Consider the following 17,651-nt stretch of genomic DNA (forward strand, 5'->3'; position numbering starts at 1 on the left):
ACTATCTTTTCAGTTTTTAAAACTGGGTTAGTAATTACGTATCTTCCAGATATTTTAATGAATGGAAAAGAGAAGACCAAGTAAAGACACCTCATTATTTTACACGTGAAGATAAAAAAACTATTTTTTTTGCAGGAATTTATGAAAATGATCAGTTTTGTTTAATTACTGAAGAGGCTAAAGATAACATTAAAGAAATTCATCATCGTCAACCAGTAATATTAAATAAAACAGATGTGAATCATTACTTAAATTTGGAGACATCTGGTTCTAATTTTTTAAAAGAATCCAATAAACCTGGTTTAATTTTTCATGAAATTTCAAAAGATGTAAATAAACCAACTAATAATACTGCGTCATTAATTCAAAAATTAAGTAATTAGAGGGTTGAGTAAGAAGTTAATTTTTAATAAAATATTTGTCAATGCTATCATATATAATACCTTTTATAATTTTGATCTTGATTGTCGTATTTATTCATGAATATGGACATTATTACTTTGCAAAAAAATATGGAGTGGGAGTTACAGATTTTTCAATAGGCTTTGGTAAAGAAATTTTTGGATGGAATGATAAATCTGGAACAAGATGGAAAATTTGTTGGATACCATTAGGAGGATATGTAAAATTTTTTGGAGATCGAAATGTATATTCTCAGACAGATCATGATGAAATATTAGAGAAATATAGTGAAGAAGAACAAAAGAAATTATTTACTTTAAAACCGTTATATCAAAGAGCCCTAATAGTTTTTGGAGGTCCTTTAGCAAATTTTTTATTAGCAATAGTTATTTTTTTTTCTATTTATACTTTTGTAGGTAAAGATTTTACACCAGCAATGATTAATGAAGTTCAAAAAGATAGTCCAGCAATGGTAGGAGGATTAAAACAAAATGATATAATTTTAGAAATTGATGGAAACACAGTGGATAGTATCATGGATGTTTCAAAATATATTACAATGTCCACGGATGAAATAATTAGTTTTAAAGTTAAACGTTCATACGAAGAAATTATATTAAATGTAAAACCAGAAATGGTCAAAAGTGAGGATAACCTTGGAAATTCTATAAATAAAAGAATAGTTGGTATTAAATTAGGTGCATACAATAATGAAATAAACCACGTCAAATTAGGACCAGCCCAAGCAATTTTGCATGCTGTTAATGAAGTCTATTATGTAAGTACTTCTAGCCTAAAATATATTGGAGGAATGATTGTGGGGAAGGCTGATACATCACAATTAGGTGGACCAATTAGAATAGCTAAAATTTCTGGACAAGTTGCTGATATTGGTATTTTGGCTTTTATTAGCATGATGGCTTACATTTCAATAAGTCTTGGTTTAGTAAATTTATTTCCCATTCCAATGCTCGATGGCGGTCATCTAATGTTTTATGCATTTGAAAAGGTTTTAGGCCGTCCATTATCACAAAAAACTCAAGAAGGTTTTTTTCGAATCGGTATTTTTTTATTGATATCTTTGATGTTTTTTACGACATTTAATGATTTGAAGGATCTCGGTCTTTTTAAATAATTAAAAGTTGAAATTATAAAAAACCTAGTAAAATCAATACAAATTTGTCATTTTACAACATATTGTGTGTATAAATAAATATACCACTAAAAAAAAGCTTGATTTATATGGGTTATTTTGAAAAAAAAGAATTAACCAATAAAACCGGAGCTAAAATGAATAAAAAACAACTAATCGTAAAGCTTTCAGGGGCATTAAATTTAAGTAAAGCTGATGCTGAAAGAACTTTCGATACAATTACCAACACTATTTTAGACGCTTTAAAAGGTGATGATTCAGTAAAGATAGCTGGATTTGGTACTTATAAAGTAGCTAAAAGAAAGGCTAGAGTTGGAAGAAATCCTAGAACTGGTGAACAGATACAAATCGCTGCATCACAGAAGGTTAAATTCTTGCCTGCAAAAGCTTTAAAAGAAGTATTCAATAGATAACTTTTTGAACAGCCTTGATGTAAAAATACATTAAGGCTGTTTCTATATGCATTTTCTGCATACCCAATTTTCCTAATCAGCGTTAGTTTTTAAATATTTAGAAAATATAAGAGCTCTTTTAACAGGGAGGTCTTATGACTAAATTAATAAAAAAAATAAGTGCGCCACTTATTAGTTTAATTTTTTTGTTGAACATGAGTAGTGCAGGTATGGCAGAAACAACAGTCTCTGCTGAAGTAGGTTTTATTTTTAATACCTTATTGTTTCTTATTTGTGGATTCTTAGTAATGTTTATGGCGGCAGGATTTGCAATGTTAGAGTCAGGTATGGTTACATCAAAAAGTGTATCTGTAATCTGTGCAAAAAACATTGGGTTATTTTCAATTGCAGGAATTATGTTTTGGTTAGTAGGTTATAATTTAGCTTACGGAATACCAGAGGGTGGATATATAGGAAAATTTATTCCATGGTCAGATGCTAGTGCAGTAGACACTGGTTATTCTGATGGTTCAGATTGGTATTTTCAGATGGTATTTTGTGCAACAACAGTATCTATTGTTTCGGGTACAATGGCCGAAAGGATTAAATTATGGCCATTCTTCGTATTCGCGGCAGTCCTTTCAGGAATTATTTATCCAATCGTAATGGGTTGGCAGTGGGGAGGAGGCTGGTTAGCAGAATTAGGGTTTTCTGATTTTGCTGGTTCGACTCTTGTACACTCAACTGGTGGTGCAGCAGCTTTAGCTGGTGCCATGATAATTGGTCCTAGACTTGGTAGATTTACAAAGTCTGGTGCTCCAGCTCCGCTTAAGCCATTTGCAGCTTCATCAATTCCACTAGTAACTATAGGAGTATTTATTTTATGGCTAGGTTGGTTTGGATTTAATGGCGGCTCACAATTAGCTATGGGAACTGCAGTAGATGCAATTGCTGTATCAACTATCTTCATGAATACATTTTTAGCGGGTGCAGGTGGAGTTGTAGGTGCTGCTATCATTACAAGATTACATTTTGGTAAAACAGATGTAGTTCAAATGTTAAATGGATGTATTGGTGGATTAGTTGCAGTTACAGCTGAACCTTTAGCCCCATCACCTTTCGCAGCTATATTGATAGGTGCCGTTGGTGGTCTAATTGTAGTGTATGGTACAAAACTATTATTCTCATTAAAAATTGATGATGTAGTTGGAGCCATACCTGCTCACTTGTTTGCAGGAATTTGGGGAACATTAATAGTTCCAGCTACAAATTCTGATGCAGTTTTCAGTTCACAGTTAATTGGAGTGATTTCAGTTAATATATTTGTTTTTGTAGTAGCTTACATTGTGTTTAGCGCTATCAAAGCAACAATCGGGCTAAGATTAAGTAAAGAAGGTGAAACTAAAGGTACCGATGTTACTGAAACTGGTGTGATTGCGTATGCAATACGAGACTAATTGTTAACAATATGGGACTTTCCGCTCTCTGTATCTTAAAGATTACTCAACGGAGAGTCCCAAAAAAAATTAACTTCTCTCTCTTATAGTTAATAATTAAAGGCCCTTCGGGGCCTTTTTAATTTTTCGTAAATTTTCTATTGTTTCTAAAACTTCTTTAGCATGTCCTTTTACTTTTACATTTTCCCAAAATCTTAAAATACGACCTTTTTTACTTACTAAAATTGTTGACCGTTTTATTCCCATAAATTCTCTACCCATAAATTGTTTTCTACCCCAAACCTTATATTTTTTTATTACTTTAAGTTTTTCATCAGATAATAGATCAAATTTAATTTTATTTTTTTTCTTGAATTTTTTATGACTGATAATGCTATCTTTCGAAATACCAATTACCTCACACTTAAGTTTTTTAAATTTTTCTAAAAGTTTATTAAATTCAATCGTTTCTAAAGTACAACCTGGCGTATTATCTTTGGGGTAGAAATATATAACTATATATTTACCTATGAAATCTTTAAGTTTAAAATTCTTGTCATTCGTTGATGGTAAAGTAAAATCCGGGGCTCTTATATTCATTTTATCATTTAATTTCATTTTCATCCCATAAATATTTATAATTTATAAAAGGAGCAAGTCCATAACTTGAGTTAATATTTGTCAGATGTAATGACAAACTTTTTAAGGGAGAAATACAAATTTCTTTTTCATAGATTTCATTTATATATTTTTCAAACGGATCATGTCTATCTTCACAAGTTTTTTTAAAATTATTCCAATATTTATCCAACATGTTTTTTGAAGTCAAAAAAGTACATAAAGATTTATTAATTGTTCGCCAATGTCTTTTATTACCAATTAGTATATTTGTTTTTTCATTATTCATATAAAGATAAGGGTAATCTGATGGACAAATGAAAATATCTCTTTTTAATTGAGAAGAGATTCTTTCAAAAGATTTAATCATTTCTTCCAGCATTGATTCAAAATGCAAATAATCATCCTCAACAAAAAATACCAGATCTTCAGTTTTATTTTTTCCAATTTCGAAGGAATTTAATAAACTTGCAAGATTTGAAAATGTCTCCAAAGTTTTTTGTTTCTTAATATAATTGTTATATTTATCATAGTTCAAATAATCAAATTCAGTACTTTCCTCTTGTTTTGAAATTTCTTTAATCTTTTTTAAATTTTCCTCATTTGAGTGATCATCTAAGATTATCAATTTAAGTTTTATCATTGGTAAATTTTTCTTTAAATGTTTTATTGATTTAATTAAAGAGTTTAGTGATCTCATTGAATATTCTATTTTTGGATTTTCGAACAATCTTTTTTTATTTTGATCCCAAATCTCAATATTAGTATTCATTCTAAAAATAATTAAAAGAGATTTTACTTTTCTTGTAATACTTACTTGCCCAAGTGGTAGTACAATAGATTGTTTATTAATTTCTGACAATTCCTCACTTAGTTCTTTATTTAAAGTTGGTGAAATAAATTTGTTTTGATCAATTATTTCATATCCTAATAATTTTATAATTTTGATGAATATTTTTTTCATAATCAATCTATATATTAATCATAGAGATTAATTCTTTTAGCGTAAAAAATTCTTATCACCCAATAAAAAAATAAACCAACTGGTCCAATTAAATATGTAATGATTAAGGGTATTCCTAAGAGAATCTTATTAATTAAAAATTTTTGAGAATCTTTTAATATCCATCCACCCACAAATAAATTTATTGCGACGAAATGTGTCCAGAACATCAAAAGAAAATAATTATCCTCAAATAGCTCAGAAACATCTATTAAACCTTTGTAAAGTTTAAAATTTGCATCAAAATCAAAAGAACCAAGATAAGCTTTATACAAAACAAATATGTAGACACCACTTAATAAAAATATAGGAAAAATTGAAGTAGCTAAATATTTACAAACATGTGATTGTGGAAAAAATATTATCAACATCCAAAATGGAAGAACACCTATATTTACCCACAGGTAGAGCATATCAAGTGTAAAATAGTTATAAATTTGTTCGATCATTATTAATTATATTATATTAGATCTTAATATGATTCCTATAAGAAACAAAAAAAAAACTCTAAAAGCCACTGTTGATGAGATGCGTAATTTTGCTTTCTCATATGTTGAAAAATATGCACCGTCGAAACAACAGCTCAAAACCTACCTCTTAAAGAAATATTTAAAAATGAGAGTTTCAAATGTAAAAAAGCAGGATATTAATAATTTGATTGATACAGTTTTATCTGATTTAGAAAAAAATAAATTTATAAATGATAAATTCTACTCAGAAAGTAAAGCAAAAAGCATGATTCATAAAGGCAGTTCAATTAACAAAATTCGAACCTATTTAATTAGCAAAGGAATTAATACTGAATTTATAAAAGATACAATAAGCAAAATAAATGAAAATAATTCAGAACAAGATTTTTTTTCAGCGATAAAATTATGTAAAAAAAAAAGAATAGGACCTGCCAGAACAGAGGATAATAGATCATTATTTTATAAAAAAGATATTTCACTTTTAGCTCGAAATGGTTTTGATTTTGAGACTTCAAAAAGAGTGATGGATATTGATAAAGAGGATTTTTTAAAAATTATAAATTTACTTTAATTTTTTCTTTTCTTGCTTAAGAAGAAGATCAATTTTATTTTTTATGTAATTTTTTACAAAAACAAATATAAGTAAGCCAAAAATTGAAACTGATATAATAATTATTAATATTATTTTTAATTGTTCATCCATTAAACTAATTTTTTACTTTTTAATATTAAACTTGGATTTTTAAAATCTTTTTTACCGTAAACTATCTCATTATTTTCAAAATCAGTTATGATACCTCCTGAATGCTGAAGAATTGCATGACCTGCAGCAATATCCCATTCACATGCTCTTGGTTCAGCTGCATATCCATCAAACTCACCAGTGGCGATAACACAAAACTTTAATGAGCTTTTCATTCTTAGATAATTTTTCACATTTAATTTATTAAATATTTTTTGAATTTGCGGTTTAATTGTATTTGAGTAAGATACAAATTTTATTTTATCTTTATCAAAATTTCTAGATCCGTCGAGTTTGACTTCTTTATTATTAATTAATTCGTAAGCTTGACCTTCGCCATAAGAGTAAAACATTCTTTTTTTTGCTGGTGCATAAATTAATCCAGCGGCAGGTCTATTATCTAAAATCAGACCTGCATTAATTGTAAATTCTTCAAGATTATTTATATAGTCATAAGTTCCGTCAATTGGATCTACTAACCAAAAATCTTTGAGATTTTTGTTTGATTTATTATCAGATGTTTCCTCGGATATAATTGGTATCTCAGGTGTTAATTCATTTAGTCTTTTGCTAATTATTTTATTAACTTCTAAATCACCATTACTTACTGGGGTATTATCTGCTTTCATTTTTTTTTTTAAACCTTCATTTCTTAATTTTAGACACAATTTTCCAGCATCAAAAAAAGTGCTTATTAAATTTCTTACTACCTTTTCAAGATTAATTTTTTTCATTAACTTTTCTTAGTTCAATATTAATCGTATTAATTACTTTTTTTCCCACATTTTCGAAATTTACAGTTACCTTTTCTTTAATTATTGATTGTACCTGACCTATACCCCATTCTTTTGCAGAAGGATTGTAAACTTTGTCACCTGGTTCAAAATCTAATATCATTTATTTAACTTATATAAGAAATAAGTATAAATACTATTTTATGAACTCTCAATTAAACTCCATAGGACTGTTAAAAAAACCCTCTGAAACTACTGTTGTTGTAGCCATGTCTGGAGGAGTAGATTCATCGACTGTAGCCGGAATTATGAAAAGAGATGGGTATAATGTTATTGGAATAACTTTAAAGCTTTATGATGACGGTAAAGAGGTAGCATCTTCAAAACAGTGTTGTTCAGGACAGGACATTATGGATGCTAAAAGAGTTGCACAAAAACTTGGGATCGAGCATAAAATTTTATATTATCAAGATAAATTTAAACAGGGTGTGATAGATAATTTTGTAGAAAGTTATTTAAAAGGTGAAACGCCCATACCATGTGTTCAATGTAATCAAACAGTAAAATTTAAAGATTTATTTGAAGTTTCGAAAGAATTAAATGCTGATGCACTAATAACAGGACATTATGTTAAAAGTATAACATCAAATAATGAGACTAACATGTACCGAGCAATAGATGAAAATAGAGATCAAAGTTATTTCTTATTTAATACGACAAGAGAACAACTAAATTATCTTCGTTTTCCTTTAGGTGGCATGTTTAAAAATGAAACAAGATCTATTGCAAAAGAATTAGATTTAAATGTAGCTGAGAAACCAGACAGCCAGGATATATGTTTTGTTCCAAATGGGGATTATGCTTCAGTTATAAGAAAATTTAAGCCAGAGTCTTTTAAAAAAGGGAATATCAAAGATTTAAGCGGAAAAGTTATTGGTGTTCACGACGGTATCATAAATTTTACAATTGGCCAAAGAAAAGGAATTAAAGTTTCTAATGTTGAAGCGTTATATGTATTGAAAATTAATTCAGATAAAAATGAAATTATAGTTGGACCAAGAGAAGAACTCGGAAAGAAAATTATAAGTATTAATAATTTAAATCTCCTTGTTGATAAAAAAAATTTAGATAAGGATATTTTGGTAAAAGTTAGATCAACAGGAAAACTATTAAATGCTAAAATTAAATTTATTAATAAAAATTCTGCTGATGTTATATTAAAAAATTTTGAAGACGGGATCTCACCTGGTCAAGCTTGTGTTTTTTATGATTTAGATAAACAAGGATATAAAGTTCTAGGAGGGGGTTGGATAATTAATTAATTTTTTTCCACATAAAAAAAGTTAAAAGATAAAAAGTTATTACCCCAATAAAATAATCCCACTCTAAAGCATGTTTAAAAAACTTTAGATTTAAACCAAAAAAATTATTACCTGGTAAACTAATAATTGGAATACTTATTAAAGCTACTACAATTAGGATAGATACTAAATATAATTTAAAGGTTAAAAATTTTTTATTAATATATCCGGACAGTTTATCTTTAAATGAATATAATGTTGCAACTAAATATGCTTGAGCAACTATTTCAAAAATTATGAACATCAGCATGATAACTCTTCTAAATAATTTATATAAATCATTATCAAATTTAATGCCTAGAAAAATTGAGTGAACAGTTAATGCTATTGCAGAAGCGATCCCAAAATATACAACTTTATTAATATTCTTATTATTTTCATCAAAAAATTTGATTATATCTTTATTAAAAAGCCAATATTTTATTAAAAGAGCTGAAGTAATAAACATTGCCGGTTTAAAAACTAACCATGAAGGATATGGTCTGGCTGTTCTGCTTATAGATGCTCCACCATCAAAGTAAGGAAAAGTGTTATGTATTAAATCCTCTGGATTAGGATACAATTCTTGAAATTGAGTAATCAGTATCAAACAAGTGTTAACAGCAATGAAAGGGACTAAAAAAATCCATATACTAATGGATTTAACCTTGTTGATTTGGTCCATTGATAATTATTTTTTCTTATTTTTTCTTTTAGCTCTTCTCTTTTTCGACCCTTGTTTTCTTCTGCCTCTATGTTTTTTTGGGTAACCCATTTTATCCTTATATTAAATTATATTGAAATTAATAGCGGGATATAGCATTGTCCCCTAAAGTTATCAATTTTTTTATGACAAAATCTTTTAAAACTTTTCTAAAACATACAGCAAAAGACTTTCATAATCAGTCTGTTAATCCACCAGTTGTAAGAGCATCAACCATAATTTTCAAGTCAATGCAGCATATAAGAAAAATGCAAGCCAAAGCCAAAAAAAATCCAACAGGTGGACATTTTGATTATGGAAGACAAGGGACATCCACAACACATATACTACAGAAAATTTTAACTAAACTTGAAGAAAGTTATCACGTTTTTACAACTCCAACAGGTTTTGGGGCTGTATTTTTATCAATATTTAGTGTCACACGTCCTGGAGATGAAATTATAGTTGCAGACCCAGTTTATAGCCCAACAAGGCTTCTTACAGAAAAATTTTTAAAGGAGTTTAATATAAAAACAATATTTTATAATCCAGCTGATTTGGAAACATTACAAAATAATATAACAAAAAAAACAAAATTAATATTTGTTGAAAATCCAGGTAGTAACACTTTTGATTTTCAAGACTTAGGAAAAATTTTATCTATTGCAAAAAAGAATAAAGTTTTAACAGCTATAGATAATACCTGGGGAACTCCTTATTACTTAAAACCCATAAAACTTGGATTTGATATGGCAATTGTATCAGCAACTAAATATTATTCTGGTCATTCAGATGTTATGGGAGGTAGTTTAGCTGTTAATAAAAAAGTTTTTTCAAAAGTAAAAAATGCCGAGAGGATCACAGGATTAAGATTAGGACCAGATGATGCATACTTGATTACTAGAGGTCTAAGAACTCTGGATGTAAGATTAGATCGTCATAGAGAGAATGCAAAGAAAGTAGCAGCATTTCTATCAAAAAATAGAAAAATCAAATTACTTTATCCTTTCAAAAAAAACTCAAATAATTTTAAAATGTGGAGAAAATATTATTCAGGAGCCTCAGGTTTAATGGGCTTGAAGATTAAATCAAATAACATTAATTCTGTTAAAAAATTCGTAAATTCACTGAGGCTTTTTGGTTATGGTTATAGCTGGGGTGGTTTTGAAAGTTTAGCTCTTCATCAGGAATTTAGAGAGACTGGAAATAGAAAATTTATGAATTTAAAAAAAAATGAACATCTTGTTAGATTACATATAGGTCTTGAAGATCCTAATGACTTAATTGCAGATATTAAACAAGCATTAAGACATTTAAAATGATAAAAGAGAATTTTTTTAAATCTAAAACAGCATTAATTACTTTATTTTCTGCATGTTTTGTAGTTTTAATTTCTTTAGGTGTAAGACAGGTTTTTGGTTTATTTTTTATTGATTTCAATGAAAGTTTAAATATTAGTAACACTGCATTTGGATTAGCTATTGGAATACAAATGTTAATGTGGGGTTTAACTGGCCCAATTTTTGGAGCAATAGCTGATCGATATGGTGGTCATGTCGCTATAATATCTGCATTTATATTTTATACATTAGGCATATATTTTTTATTTACTGGTCCAAATACAGGTATTTTTTTTCAAATTCATATGGGGTTATTGATAGGTATTGGCCTTGGTGGTACAGCCATAAGTATTCCAATGTCAGTTGTTGGTAAACATTTTCCTTTATCAACAAGAACAATTGCAATGAGTATTGTAACTGCCATAGGGTCTTTTGGTTATTTCCTTTCACCAATTTTTACTACTTATTCTTTGCAAGAATATGGTTGGAATTATACTTTATTCATATTTACTTTATTTTTATTAACGGGTTTAATTGCTGCTTATTTTGTAAGATCTCCGTCTGAAGCTGAAAAAATAGAAAAAACTTCAGACCAATCTTTTAAAGAGGCTTTGAATGAAGCTTTTAAAACTAAAAGTTATATTTTACTTGTATCAGGATTTTTTGTTTGTGGATTTCATATTACTTTAGTTGGAACCCATGTACCAAAATATGTTATAGATAGAGGCTTAGAAGATTGGACTGCAGCAGCTATTTTATCATTAATTGGTTTGTTTAATATTTTTGGCTCATTATTAAGTGGATATCTTTCAGCAAAAATGAGTAAAAAGATTATTCTCAGTGCTATTTATTTTTTAAGAGGCATCTCTATTATTCTTTTTATATTTACACCCGCAACTAACATTAGTGCTTTTTTGTTTGGAGCAAGTTTTGGTTTTTTATGGCTTTCAACAGTTCCAGCTACAAGTGGTATTGTGGCACATCTTTTTGGAACAAAATATTTGGGCATGCTATATGGAATTGTATTTTTAAGTCACCAAATTGGATCTTTTTTTGGTGCATATTTAGGTGGTTTGTTTCATGATCTTTATGGTTCATATGATTATGCGTGGTATTTAGCAATTGCATTATCTGTATTCGCAGCAATAATACATCTACCAATTAGAGAAGAACCAGTTTTGAGATTAAAAACAGAATAAATTGATTACACAAAAACAATTAGCAGACATCCACCATTCAGGTAAACCCTACATTATCTATAAATCTGAAAAAGGTTTTGATTTATATACAAATTTTTCAAGAAAGATCATTCTTAACAATAAAAATATTAAAAGTTTTTTAACAAAAAAAAATAAAAAGAAATCAAAAGATACTGATCTTTTTATTGGTTTTTTTGGATATGAGTTATTGAATAATCTAATTGATGTTAAAATCCCAAAACAGAAGAATTTAAATTTTCCCAAGGGTATTTTTTATAAGCCGGAGAAAAAGATTAAACTTAGCAACAAGTTAAATTATGATTATGAAAATTTTAAATCAGGTAATTTTAAAATAAATATTAACAGAAAAAATTATACAAAAATATTTAATAAATTTAAGAAAAAAATAAAAAGTGGTGAAACATATCAAATTAAAATTTGCACTAAATACAAAACAAAGTCGAAAATTAATCCGTTAGATTTTTTTTCGAGGTTATCAGATACTAATTTAGCTCCAGAGGCTTTTATGATTAAAGATGATAATTACTCAATAATTAGCTGTTCACCAGAAACTTTAATTACAAAAAAGGGGAGTGATATATCCACAAAACCAATAGCTGGAACTGTAAAAAAAACGAAGCATTTAAATAAAATAAAAGCATTAAATTATTTTAGAAAAAATTTAAAAGAAACCAAAGAGCACAATATGATTGTTGATATGGAAAGAAATGATTTAGCAAGAATTTGCAAAGTAGGCACTGTAAAACTATCTAAACAAAAAATCGTAGAAGAATATAAAGACCTTTTTCATTATGTCAGCCTCATCAAGGGTAAACTAAAAAAAAATATTAATAATTTAGAAATAATTAAAGCAATGATGCCCGGTGGCTCAGTTATTGGGTGTCCAAAGATAAATACGCTTAATCTTTTAAATAATCAGGAAAAAGAAAATAGAAATATTTATACAGGTAGTTTTGGCTACATAAAATTTAATGGTGATATGAGATTTAACATAATCATACGTTCAATTTTAAATTTTAAAAATATATCTGAAATTTCAGTTGCTTCAGGTGTTGTTGTCGATAGTAATGCCAATCATGAATTTAATGAGAATTTTCTTAAAGCTAAAGCATTAATAGATTTATTCAAATGATTTATGTAATTGATCATAACGACTCCTTTACTCATAATGTGGTTCATCAATTTGCTTTATTTGATAAAGTTGAGTGTGATAACTATGATAAAGTTAGAGAAAATAAAATTAAGCAGGCATCAACAATAATTTTCTCACCTGGACCAGGAAATCCCAAAGATTATCCAATCACCTCAAAAATATACAAAAAGTACAAAGGAAAAAAAAGAATAATAGGTATCTGTTTAGGATTTCAACATATTCTATTTTGTGAAGGTGCAAGAATTATTGAACAAAAAAAGATATATCATGGTTATCAATCAAATATTAAAGTAATTAATAACAAATCTTTATTTCAAAAAGGTAAACTATTTAAAGTAGGTAGATATCATTCTTTAAAATTAAAAGAACCTTTCAAATCTGATAATTTTGAGATAACTATGAGATGCATAACTTCAAAAGTTGCAATGGCTTTTGAAAATAATAAAGATAAAATTTATGGATTTCAATTTCACCCGGAGTCTTTTTTAACTATCAATGGCAACTTACTTATTAAAAAAATCTTATCAGCTTAAAGACTTAAAACAGATAAAGTTTCAAGATCTTTGGGGAGATCATGGAATTTTTACAACGATGTGGATTTTTGGAAAACCAGCCAAAATACTGTTTTTTAATAATCATTTAAGAAATCTAATTTTATCATTAAAAAAATATCAAATAAAAAAAAAATCTTTAAAGGCAGATATTTTAAAGATAATTAATATAAATATATCTAAAAAGAAAAAATATAATCATCTACTGAGAATTGCTATAAATAAGAAAACCATTTCAATATCTTTAAGAAAAAGAGTTAAACCGAAATTAAATTTTAATTTAAAGTTAGTTAAATTAAAAAGAGAGAAACCAGAATTTAAAAATCTGAAATACAAAAAGATCTTATCTTATTTATCTAAATTGGATAACTCCCAATCAGATGTTGTATTGGTATCTAATAAAAAATTATTAGAAACTGGAACCTCAAATTTAATATTTGTTAAAGATCAAAAATTTTTTACTCCTAAAAAGGATTATTATGAGGGAAATACTTATAAATTTTTTAAAACAAAAATAAGAAAGATTATTAAAAAAGATATTTTGCTTAAAGAGATAAAAAATTATGATGAAATATTATTATTAGGTTCTGGGAAAGGGGTTGCTTCAGTAAAAACTATAAATGAACTTAAATGGAAAAGAAAAAATCTAAAAAAATTCAAGTTGTTATCAAAACAATATGATGCAGTTATAAATAAATGCAATTCTTATAAATTTTAAAACATGAAAGATCCAAACAATCCTTGTTTATTTTGTAATGTTAAAAAAAGTGGATGTGCTCATGAAAATGAGTTGGCATATGCAAGTTATGATTCATATCCAGTTTCAGAACATCATTGTTTAATTATACCAAAAAGACACATAAAGGATTATTTTGATTTATCTAATGATGAATTGATTGCATGTAATGATCTTTTAAAAATTGTAAAAAAAGAAATAACCAATAAAGATCCATTAGTTAAAGGATTTAATCTAGGGACAAATATAGGGATTGTATCTGGTCAATCTATTTTACATTGTCATTTTCATCTGATTCCCCGAAGAGAAGGAGATGTAGATAATCCTCAGGGCGGAGTACGATCAGTCATCCCAGATAAACAACATTATAAAAGAAATAATTAGCCTGTTATAAAAGACAAATTGACCCTAGTTTGAGGTTGAACTATAAATTCAACTATATATAAAACTTTAGAATTAATTCAAAATTAAACAAAAGGCGGAAATGTTAAGTAACAATCCATTTTCAATTTTATCAGAAACCATCTCACCGTTTGCTATGCAATCTTTTATTATTGCAATGGTTTTGTTGATTGCAGTTGGAACTATTATTCAAATGATACATCATAAAAATTTGACTTATTTTTTTAATAACGCAAAAAAAGCAAAACTATCAGCGACAAAAGAACTAGGTGTTGGAGAAAAAGTTTCCGTGATTGCTAAAACAACAGTCGTTGATATTGGTACTACCTCTGAATTAGGTTTTGGTAAAAGAAGATTAGCCCATGTTCTAGGAATGTATGGAACAATTTTATTTTGGGTGTCATCAGCTGTTTTAGTTTTTTGTTACACAGGTGCTGATAAACCAACTTCTCAAACTTGGTCAATGATTTGGCATGCAGGAGCAATATTAACTTGTTTGGGTGGGTATTGGTTTTGGTTTTTTTTGAGAGTTGATGTATCAGCAGAAGCTCATCCTTGGTATAGAATCATTAAAGCTGATTTATTTGTTTTAGCTTTACTTGCATGTTCAACTTTTGGGTTAGCGTGGTCTTACACTCAATTTCACGGACAAGTGGGATTATCATATTTGTTTTTAACTTTATTTGTTGCATCTAATTTAATTTTATTTGGTGGTGTTTATTGGTCTAAATTTGCCCATATGTTCTACAAACCTGGAGCAGCTATTCAAAAAAATTTAGCAGAAGCAGATGGATCTAGGGATAATTTGCCTCCACCAGCTGATGCCCCAGAACAATTTGGCCTGGGTATAAAAAGAGAAGAGCCAAAACATTATTAATGTGTTAATAGAAAAAGGAGAAAAATAAAAAATTATGTCAACTTTTGTATACATGACAAGATGTGATGGTTGTGGTCATTGCGTAGATATATGTCCTTCAGATATCATGCATATTGATGAAAATATAAGAAGAGCGAAAAATATTGAACCAAATTTTTGTTGGGAATGTTACTCATGCGTTAAAGCATGTCCTAATCACGCAATTGACGTAAGAGGGTATGCTGATTTTGCTCCTATGGGTCACAGCGTGAGAGTTAGAAGAGAAGAAGAAAAAGGAACTATCTCTTGGAAAATCAAATTTAGAAATGGAACAGAAAAAAATTTCGTATCCCCGATAACAACAAAACCCTGGGGTAAATTTATTCCTAAACTTGCTGAAGGTGATACTCCTAACCAAGGAGAAATTAATTCTCAAAGATTATATAGTGAGCCAGAGGGTTTAAATACCAATAAAGAATTACCATCAGTCCCAAAAGAATCTTTTAAAAAAGGGGTTTATTACTAATGGCTAAGCATAAAACACATTATGAGGAATGTGATGTACTAGTTGTTGGTGGTGGAATGGCTGGCACTGGAGCAACATTCGAGGCCAGACATTGGGGAAGAGATTTAAAAATTGTTTGTGTTGAAAAAGCAAATATTGATCGAAGTGGTGCAGTTGCACAAGGTCTATATGCAATCAACTGTTACATGGGTATGCAATGGGATGAGAATCAACCAGAAGACCATGTTCGATACGCTAGAAATGATTTAATGGGAATGGTTAGAGAAGATTTAGGTTATGACATGGCTCGTCATGTAGACTCAACTGTTCACATGTTTGATGAGTGGGGTCTTCCAATGATGAAAAATGAAAAAACTGGAAGATACTTAAGAGAAGGTAAATGGCAAATCATGATACATGGTGAAAGCTATAAACCAATCGTTGCTGAGGCAGCAAAAAAATCTGCAGATAAAATTTATAATAGAATAATGGTTACTCATTTATTAATGGATGAAGCTCAAGAAAATAGAATTGGTGGAGCTGTTGGATTTAATATGAGAACAGGAGATTTTCATGTATTTAGAGCTAAAGCAGTTATTGTTGCTGCTGGTGGTGCATCGCATATTTTTAAACCAAGAGCGGTTGGAGAAGGTATGGGAAGAACTTGGTATGCACCATGGAGTAATGGATCTGCATATGCACTACCTATTGCTGCAGGAGCAAAGATGACTCAAATGGAAAATAGAATTGTATTGTGTAGATTTAAAGATGGTTATGGACCTGTTGGAGCATATTTTTTACATCTAAAAACTTATACTCAAAATGCTAATGGTGAAAATTATGAGAAGAAATGGTATGATCAAACTAAAGAATTAGTTGGTGAATATATTGATCATCATCCAACACCCACTTGTTTAAGAAATCATGCATTTATTCAAGAAGTTGCTGCAGGTGGTGGACCTATTCATATGGTTACTAAGGAGGCTTTTCAAGATCCACATTTAGAAACAGTTGGATGGGAAAACTTTCTAGGAATGACAGTTGGTCAAGCTGTAGTTTGGGCTTCACAAAATATTGATCCAAAATATACAAATCCTGAATTAACAACATCTGAGCCCTATGTAATGGGATCACATGCAACATGTTCTGGAGCATGGGTAAGTGGACCAGAAGATCTTTCGCCGCCTGAATATTTTTGGGGCTATAATAGAATGCTCACAATAGAAGGCCTTTTTGGAGCTGGAGACACCGTAGGTGGAAGTGCACATAAATTTTCATCAGGTTCATTTACTGAAGGTAGATTAGCTGCAAAAGCAGCAGTTAAATATATTGAAGATAAGAAAGCAGAGGGTATTAATGTATCTGACAAACAATGTGATGATTTTAAAACTGCAGTTTATAAACCGTTAGATACATACATTATTGCTCAAAATGAAATTACAGGTGGAACTGTTTCACCAAGTTACATCTCACCAATACAAGGTCTTCAGAGACTTCAGAAGATTATGGATGAATATGTCGGCGGTATCACGTCAAATTATATGACTAATGGCAACATGCTAAAAAGAGCTCTTGAATTGTTAGAGTGGTTACAAGAAGATTTAGAGAAAGTAGGAGCTGAGGATTATCATCAATTAATGAGAGCATGGGAGTTAAAACATAGAACATTAACCTCTCAATGTGTAACTGAACATACTTTATTTAGAGAAGAAACTCGTTGGCCTGGTTATTATTATAGAGGTGATCATATGAAACTTGATGATGATAATTGGCATTGTTTGACAGTTTCTAGACGAGATCCTAAAACAGGAAAGTTTACAATGGAAAAAGTTCCTGTTTACCATATCGTAGATGAGAAAGAAAAGAAGAAGGCGTCATAATTATCTGAAGAAATT

Annotated in this window: 20 protein-coding genes and 1 pseudogene; 15 read left to right on the plus strand and 6 right to left on the minus strand. The window is 29.0% G+C overall.

The features are described 5' to 3' along the window. Positions 1-62 precede the first annotated feature (62 nt). The 4 genes and pseudogenes from AMN95_RS01375 to AMN95_RS01390 form a co-directional block, all read left to right on the plus strand. Positions 63-383: pseudogene (locus AMN95_RS01375) on the plus strand (SOS response-associated peptidase family protein); the annotation flags it as partial. A 41-nt stretch (positions 384-424) separates the two neighbouring features. Next, a complete protein-coding gene (gene rseP / locus AMN95_RS01380; protein ID WP_075522217.1) occupies positions 425-1,537 on the plus strand; it encodes an RIP metalloprotease RseP in 1,113 nt (370 codons plus the stop codon). 155 nt (positions 1,538-1,692) lie between these two features. After that, positions 1,693-1,968 (plus strand): HU family DNA-binding protein, encoded by a 276-nt coding sequence (locus AMN95_RS01385; protein WP_075522291.1) that lies wholly within the window; start codon positions 1,693-1,695, stop codon positions 1,966-1,968. A 134-nt stretch (positions 1,969-2,102) separates the two neighbouring features. Then, positions 2,103-3,404, plus strand: coding sequence for an ammonium transporter family protein (locus AMN95_RS01390; protein WP_075522218.1), 1,302 nt, complete (start codon positions 2,103-2,105; stop codon positions 3,402-3,404). A gap of 96 nt (positions 3,405-3,500) precedes the next feature. On the opposite strand, the gene bcp is transcribed toward AMN95_RS01390, so the two are convergent. From bcp to AMN95_RS01405, 3 genes are read right to left on the minus strand one after another with little or no spacing between them, the layout of a single operon-like run. After that, positions 3,501-4,001: a thioredoxin-dependent thiol peroxidase gene (bcp, locus tag AMN95_RS01395; RefSeq protein WP_075522292.1), complete on the minus strand. Its 501-nt coding sequence runs from the start codon at positions 3,999-4,001 to the stop codon at positions 3,501-3,503. Further along, positions 3,988-4,965 (minus strand): glycosyltransferase group 2, encoded by a 978-nt coding sequence (locus AMN95_RS01400; RefSeq protein WP_075522219.1) that lies wholly within the window; start codon positions 4,963-4,965, stop codon positions 3,988-3,990. Before AMN95_RS01400 ends, bcp begins: the two co-directional genes overlap by 14 nt. Before the next feature lie 14 nt (positions 4,966-4,979). Beyond that, positions 4,980-5,453: an ABA4-like family protein gene (locus AMN95_RS01405; RefSeq protein WP_075522220.1), complete on the minus strand. Its 474-nt coding sequence runs from the start codon at positions 5,451-5,453 to the stop codon at positions 4,980-4,982. A gap of 28 nt (positions 5,454-5,481) precedes the next feature. On the opposite strand from AMN95_RS01405, the gene AMN95_RS01410 reads away from it, so the two are divergent. Next, a complete protein-coding gene (locus AMN95_RS01410; RefSeq protein ID WP_075522221.1) occupies positions 5,482-6,045 on the plus strand; it encodes a regulatory protein RecX in 564 nt (187 codons plus the stop codon). 131 nt (positions 6,046-6,176) lie between these two features. Here AMN95_RS01410 and AMN95_RS01415 read toward each other — a convergent pair whose 3' ends face one another. Continuing rightward, entirely contained in the window at positions 6,177-6,941 is a 765-nt protein-coding gene (locus AMN95_RS01415) for a 3'(2'),5'-bisphosphate nucleotidase CysQ family protein (protein WP_082256652.1), read from the minus strand. Further along, positions 6,937-7,113, minus strand: a complete 177-nt coding sequence (locus AMN95_RS01420; RefSeq protein ID WP_075522223.1) for a DUF3553 domain-containing protein — start codon at positions 7,111-7,113, stop codon at positions 6,937-6,939. Before AMN95_RS01420 ends, AMN95_RS01415 begins: the two co-directional genes overlap by 5 nt. 40 nt (positions 7,114-7,153) lie before the next feature. On the opposite strand from AMN95_RS01420, the gene mnmA reads away from it, so the two are divergent. Next, positions 7,154-8,272, plus strand: coding sequence for a tRNA 2-thiouridine(34) synthase MnmA (gene mnmA / locus AMN95_RS01425; protein ID WP_075522224.1), 1,119 nt, complete (start codon positions 7,154-7,156; stop codon positions 8,270-8,272). On the opposite strand, the gene AMN95_RS01430 is transcribed toward mnmA, so the two are convergent. Then, complete coding sequence (locus tag AMN95_RS01430) at positions 8,265-8,975, minus strand: hypothetical protein (protein WP_075522225.1); 711 nt, start codon at positions 8,973-8,975, stop codon at positions 8,265-8,267. The two genes, mnmA and AMN95_RS01430, sit on opposite strands and share 8 nt — an antisense overlap. 164 nt (positions 8,976-9,139) lie before the next feature. Here AMN95_RS01430 and AMN95_RS01435 point away from each other — a divergent pair, with 164 nt between their 5' ends. The 9 genes from AMN95_RS01435 to aprA all read left to right on the plus strand — a co-directional run bounded on the left by AMN95_RS01435 (position 9,140) and on the right by aprA (position 17,636). Then, the gene (locus tag AMN95_RS01435; protein ID WP_075522226.1) at positions 9,140-10,315 is read left to right on the plus strand and encodes a trans-sulfuration enzyme family protein; all 1,176 of its coding nucleotides are present in this window, start codon (positions 9,140-9,142) and stop codon (positions 10,313-10,315) included. Continuing rightward, complete coding sequence (locus AMN95_RS01440; protein WP_075522227.1) at positions 10,312-11,532, plus strand: MFS transporter; 1,221 nt, start codon at positions 10,312-10,314, stop codon at positions 11,530-11,532. The genes AMN95_RS01435 and AMN95_RS01440 overlap by 4 nt, the downstream gene beginning before the upstream one ends. A 1-nt stretch (position 11,533) precedes the next feature. Then, positions 11,534-12,685: a chorismate-binding protein gene (locus tag AMN95_RS01445; RefSeq protein WP_075522228.1), complete on the plus strand. Its 1,152-nt coding sequence runs from the start codon at positions 11,534-11,536 to the stop codon at positions 12,683-12,685. Further along, a complete protein-coding gene (locus tag AMN95_RS01450; protein WP_075522229.1) occupies positions 12,682-13,239 on the plus strand; it encodes an aminodeoxychorismate/anthranilate synthase component II in 558 nt (185 codons plus the stop codon). The genes AMN95_RS01445 and AMN95_RS01450 overlap by 4 nt, the downstream gene beginning before the upstream one ends. Then, positions 13,202-13,975, plus strand: coding sequence for an aminotransferase class IV (locus AMN95_RS01455; RefSeq protein ID WP_075522230.1), 774 nt, complete (start codon positions 13,202-13,204; stop codon positions 13,973-13,975). Before AMN95_RS01450 ends, AMN95_RS01455 begins: the two co-directional genes overlap by 38 nt. 3 nt (positions 13,976-13,978) lie before the next feature. Beyond that, positions 13,979-14,377: an HIT family protein gene (locus AMN95_RS01460; RefSeq protein ID WP_075522231.1), complete on the plus strand. Its 399-nt coding sequence runs from the start codon at positions 13,979-13,981 to the stop codon at positions 14,375-14,377. Positions 14,378-14,477: 100 nt separating this feature from the next. Then, a complete protein-coding gene (locus AMN95_RS01465) occupies positions 14,478-15,272 on the plus strand; it encodes an adenylyl-sulfate reductase (RefSeq protein WP_075522232.1) in 795 nt (264 codons plus the stop codon). 34 nt (positions 15,273-15,306) lie between these two features. After that, positions 15,307-15,777, plus strand: a complete 471-nt coding sequence (gene aprB / locus AMN95_RS01470; RefSeq protein WP_075522233.1) for an adenylyl-sulfate reductase subunit beta — start codon at positions 15,307-15,309, stop codon at positions 15,775-15,777. Next, the gene (aprA, locus tag AMN95_RS01475; protein WP_075522234.1) at positions 15,777-17,636 is read left to right on the plus strand and encodes an adenylyl-sulfate reductase subunit alpha; all 1,860 of its coding nucleotides are present in this window, start codon (positions 15,777-15,779) and stop codon (positions 17,634-17,636) included. Before aprB ends, aprA begins: the two co-directional genes overlap by 1 nt. The last annotated feature ends 15 nt before the right edge of the window (positions 17,637-17,651 follow it).

Origin of the sequence: Candidatus Pelagibacter communis (genome assembly GCF_001180185.1) — a bacterium.
Taxonomy (GTDB): Bacteria; Pseudomonadota; Alphaproteobacteria; order Pelagibacterales; family Pelagibacteraceae; genus Pelagibacter; species Pelagibacter ubique_F.